Raw genomic sequence first — 3,935 nt, forward strand, 5'->3', positions numbered from 1 at the left:
GCCGCAGGCCTTCACGCCTCCTCCGGTTTTCGCGCCGGCAGTGCCAACAGCCATCAACCCGGACGAACTGATCCACCCCGGCGATACCCCGCCGCCCGTGATCCTCGACAGCCTGCCCATCCCCGAGCCCATCGCCCAGGCATTGGCCGCAATCGATCCGGAGCAATCCGAGCACGATATCCTTTACGCCCTGCCGGACTCGCCGGAACCGTCCTACAGTTCGGTCGCCAAACACATCGAAGACACGCTGATCGGGTTGCTGGACGACCTGACCTTGCCGGAGCGCCACCGCCCGCAAGCAGAGGCGATGCGCGACCGGCTGAAGAATGGGCTGAACTGGTACGAACTGTTGCCGATCCTCGACGATCTGGCGACTTTGATGCTGGCGATTACCGACAGCGGCCAGCACGAATTCGAAGCTTATTTGCAGCAACTCAACGAACGCCTGGAAGCGTTCCAGAGCAACTTGCAGGCCGCCAGCGAAGGCCACGCGGACAACAGCTCCGCGGCGCGGGCGATGGACACGCAGATCCGCGAGCAGGTCGACGGCTTGCAGAACAGCGTGCAGGAAGCGGCCGATCTGGACGATTTGAAGCAGGTGCTGGAAAACCACCTCGAAGGCCTTCTCGGCACGATGGATCAGCATCAGAAACAGCGTGACGCCCGGGAGCAGGAAGTGGCTGTGCGCCTGAGAAGCCTGGCCGAGCGCGTCGCGCACATGGAGCAGGAAGCGCTGGGCTATCGCGAACACCTTGAAGAGCAGCGCCAGAAAGCCCTGATCGATCCGCTCACCGGCTTGCCCAACCGCGCCGCCTGGACCGAACGGCTCGAACATGAGATTGCCCAATGGCAGCAGCACGGCAACACTTTGAGCCTCGCCATGCTCGACCTCGATCACTTCAAACGGATCAACGACAACTACGGCCACCTTGCGGGCGACAAGGTGTTGAAGATTATCGCCACGGTGCTGCGCAAGCGTATGCGTGGCAACGATTTCATTGCCCGGTTTGGCGGAGAGGAATTTGTATTACTGCTGCCGGCAACACCGCCCGCCGTCGGTGCCAAGTTTTTGGAAACCCTGCGCGCGGCCATCGAAGCCTGCCCATTTCACTTCAAAGGTGAGCGCGTCACGATCACCGTTTCCATGGGTCTGACGACGTTCCGCGCGGGTGAGCACAGCGATCTGGTACTCAAAAGAGCCGATCAGGCGCTTTATCGGGCGAAAAACGCAGGGCGAAACCGGGTGGAGCTGGGCTGAGGCAATTGTTCCATATTGTTTAAATCAGCCATTCAAGCGTCGTAGCGCAAGGCGATACGTTACACTGTTGCATTATCGTCTTGCGTGTACTGCCCTCTGCCATGAAATTTTTTACCCTGCTCGCGTCGCTGATCCTCCTGGCCGGTTGTGCCAGCGGCCCGCGTTTTGACACCAGCCATCCTTCGGTCAATCACGACAGTCGCGTACAGTTTGTGATCGTGCACTACACCTCCGCATCGCTGGAACGCTCGCTGCAATTGCTGACCCACGGCGAGGTCAGCAGCCATTACCTGATCGGCGACGACAAAAACGCCACCATCTACAAACTGATGGACGAAAACCTGCGGGCCTGGCACGCCGGCGAAAGCGAATGGCAAGGCCGTACCTGGCTCAACTCCAGTTCGATCGGCATCGAGATCGTCAATCCGGGCTTCAAGGACACTCCAACCGGTCGCCTCTGGTATCCCTACAGCGAAGCCCAGGTGCAATCGCTGATCGTTCTGCTCAAGGACATCAGCAAACGCCAGGGCATCAGTCCGCGCCACATCATCGGCCATAGCGACATCGCCCCGTTGCGCAAGCTCGACCCGGGTCCGCTGTTCCCCTGGAAGCGTCTGGCGGCCGAAGGGCTGGGGCTCTGGCCCAACGAACAAGCGGTGGCACGCCAGCAGGCGCAATTCAACGCCGAACTGCCGAGCATCACCTGGTTCCAGAGCCAACTGGCGCGCCTGGGCTACTCGACGCCACAGACCGGCGAGCTGGATGTGGCGACCCGGCATGTGCTCGCGGCCTTCCAGATGCACTACCGCCCTACGCGCTTTGACGGCACGCCGGACGCGCAAACGGCAGCGTTGCTGCTGGTGTTGAATCAGACAAAATAATGACGCCCGCCCGACGGTCAGGGCGAAAGTGTAATCAGCAGCTATAACTCATTGGTAATTCTTCGGATATCCATGATGGTTGCTACCCGAGAGACGCTGCGTAGCTGGTTTTATCGCCCCTGGTTTCTGGCGATGATCGCGGCTGTCCTCAGTGCGAGCCTGCTGATCACCGGCGGGCTGTTCGTGGCCATGCGCCAGGTCGAACAAAGCGAAAGCCAGGAAATGAACGCCCAGGGCGAGCGGTTCCTGGCGCGTCTGGAGCAACTGTTCGGCCAGTTGCGCGAAAGCCTCGACGACCTTGAAGCCCAGCCCTTGCGCAGCTGCGACGACGAAATGATCGCGACGTTGCAGCAAGTGACGTTCAACTACCGCTTCGTCTATGAAGCGGCCTACATGGACGCCACGCGGATCTGCTCCAACCGTCCGCGCCAGGAAGGCCTGTCGGTGGTCCGTCCTCCGGACATCAAGGGCCCGACCTACAGCTACTGGCTGAACACCACCACCGAACCCGATGAAAACCGCGCAGCGCTGATGCTCGGGCGCGGCAACTTTCGCGTAGCCACCTCGCGCGGACATCTCACCGACATGGTCGACCTGTTGCCCGGCAGCAGCCTGTTGGTAGTGCTGGATCACGGGACCCGGGCGATTCCGGTGCTCGGCGTTCCACAGGTCTGGCCGCCCACCGAGCCCTGGCCGCCGAAAACCCCGAACGCACTGCAAGTCACCCAGTCACACCTGATCTACCGCATGCCCACTGACAACCCGGAATACCAACTGGTGCTGATCAGCCCGCGCACGGGCATGCACATTCCGGAGCTCTGGTGGTGGATGGTGCCTTTCTGTCTGGTGCTCGGTGCGCTGGTGGGCGTTCTGGTGTTCTGGGTCGTGCGCCAGCGCCAGTCGCTCGACGCCGAGCTGCACGGCGCCATCCGCCGTGGCGAGTTGCAGGTGCTTTATCAGCCGATCTTCGATCTCGACAGCCGCAACTGCGTCGGTGCCGAAGCCTTGCTGCGCTGGCGCCGGCCGGACGGCACGCTGACCAGCCCCGACCTGTTCATCCCGATGGCCGAGAACACCGGACAGATTCGCCAGATGACCGACTTCGTCCTGCAACGCCTGCTCGAGCAGTTGGGTCAGTTGCTGCGGGCCAATCCGCAGCTGTACATCTCGGTGAACCTGGCCGCCTGCGACGTGATGGTGCCGCGCATCGGCCAGGTCATGGCGCGGCTGCTGACCCTGCATCGGGTGGCGGCGCGGCAGATTGCTTTCGAGGTGACCGAGCGCGGCCTGATCGATGTGGTGGTAGCCCGGGAAAACCTGCAGGCGCTGCGCGATGTCGGGCATCAGGTGCTGATCGACGATTTCGGCACCGGCTATTGCAGCCTGGCCTATTTGCAAACCCTGCCGGTGGATTGCCTGAAGATCGACAAGGCCTTCATCGACGCCCTCGGCCATGACGCCGCCAGCAGCGGTGTCGCGCCACACATCATTCACATGGCCCAGGCGCTGGACCTGAAGGTGATTGCCGAAGGGATCGAATTCGAGTCACAAGCGGCGCTGCTGAGCAGCGAAGGGGTGAAGTTCGGTCAGGGCTGGTTGTTCGCCCACGCCTTGAGCGCGGTGCAGTTCATCGAACTGATTACCCGTGGACGGCGACTCGCCGGCCGCCGGATCGACGACGAAGCCTAAACCGCCAGCGCCATATAGAACTGCGTGCCCTGCCCCGGCCGCGAGTAAACACCCATCCGCCCGCCGTGCAACTGGACGATTTCCTTGCACAGCGCCAGACCCAGCCC

At 62.0% G+C, this 3,935-nt stretch carries 4 protein-coding genes; 3 read left to right on the forward strand and 1 reads right to left on the reverse strand.

The window, feature by feature from the left end:
- The 3 genes from C1X29_RS28070 to C1X29_RS28080 form a co-directional block, all read left to right on the forward strand.
- Window positions 1–1,258 (forward strand): GGDEF domain-containing protein (locus tag C1X29_RS28070; protein ID WP_146023281.1); only part of this gene is annotated, 1,258 nt, incomplete at its 5' end.
- A gap of 101 nt (window positions 1,259–1,359) precedes the next feature.
- A complete protein-coding gene (locus tag C1X29_RS28075) occupies window positions 1,360–2,139 on the forward strand; it encodes an N-acetylmuramoyl-L-alanine amidase (protein ID WP_102718939.1) in 780 nt (259 codons plus the stop codon).
- A gap of 72 nt (window positions 2,140–2,211) precedes the next feature.
- Complete coding sequence (locus tag C1X29_RS28080) at window positions 2,212–3,828, forward strand: EAL domain-containing protein (protein WP_102718940.1); 1,617 nt, start codon at window positions 2,212–2,214, stop codon at window positions 3,826–3,828.
- Here C1X29_RS28080 and C1X29_RS28085 read toward each other — a convergent pair.
- Window positions 3,825–3,935, reverse strand: a 111-nt coding sequence (locus C1X29_RS28085) for an ATP-binding protein (RefSeq protein ID WP_146023282.1), incomplete at its 5' end; no start/stop codon positions are given. The two genes, C1X29_RS28080 and C1X29_RS28085, sit on opposite strands and share 4 nt — an antisense overlap.

The organism is Pseudomonas sp. GW456-12-10-14-LB2, from assembly GCF_002884345.1.
Classification (GTDB): Bacteria; Pseudomonadota; Gammaproteobacteria; order Pseudomonadales; family Pseudomonadaceae; genus Aquipseudomonas; species Aquipseudomonas paraglycinae.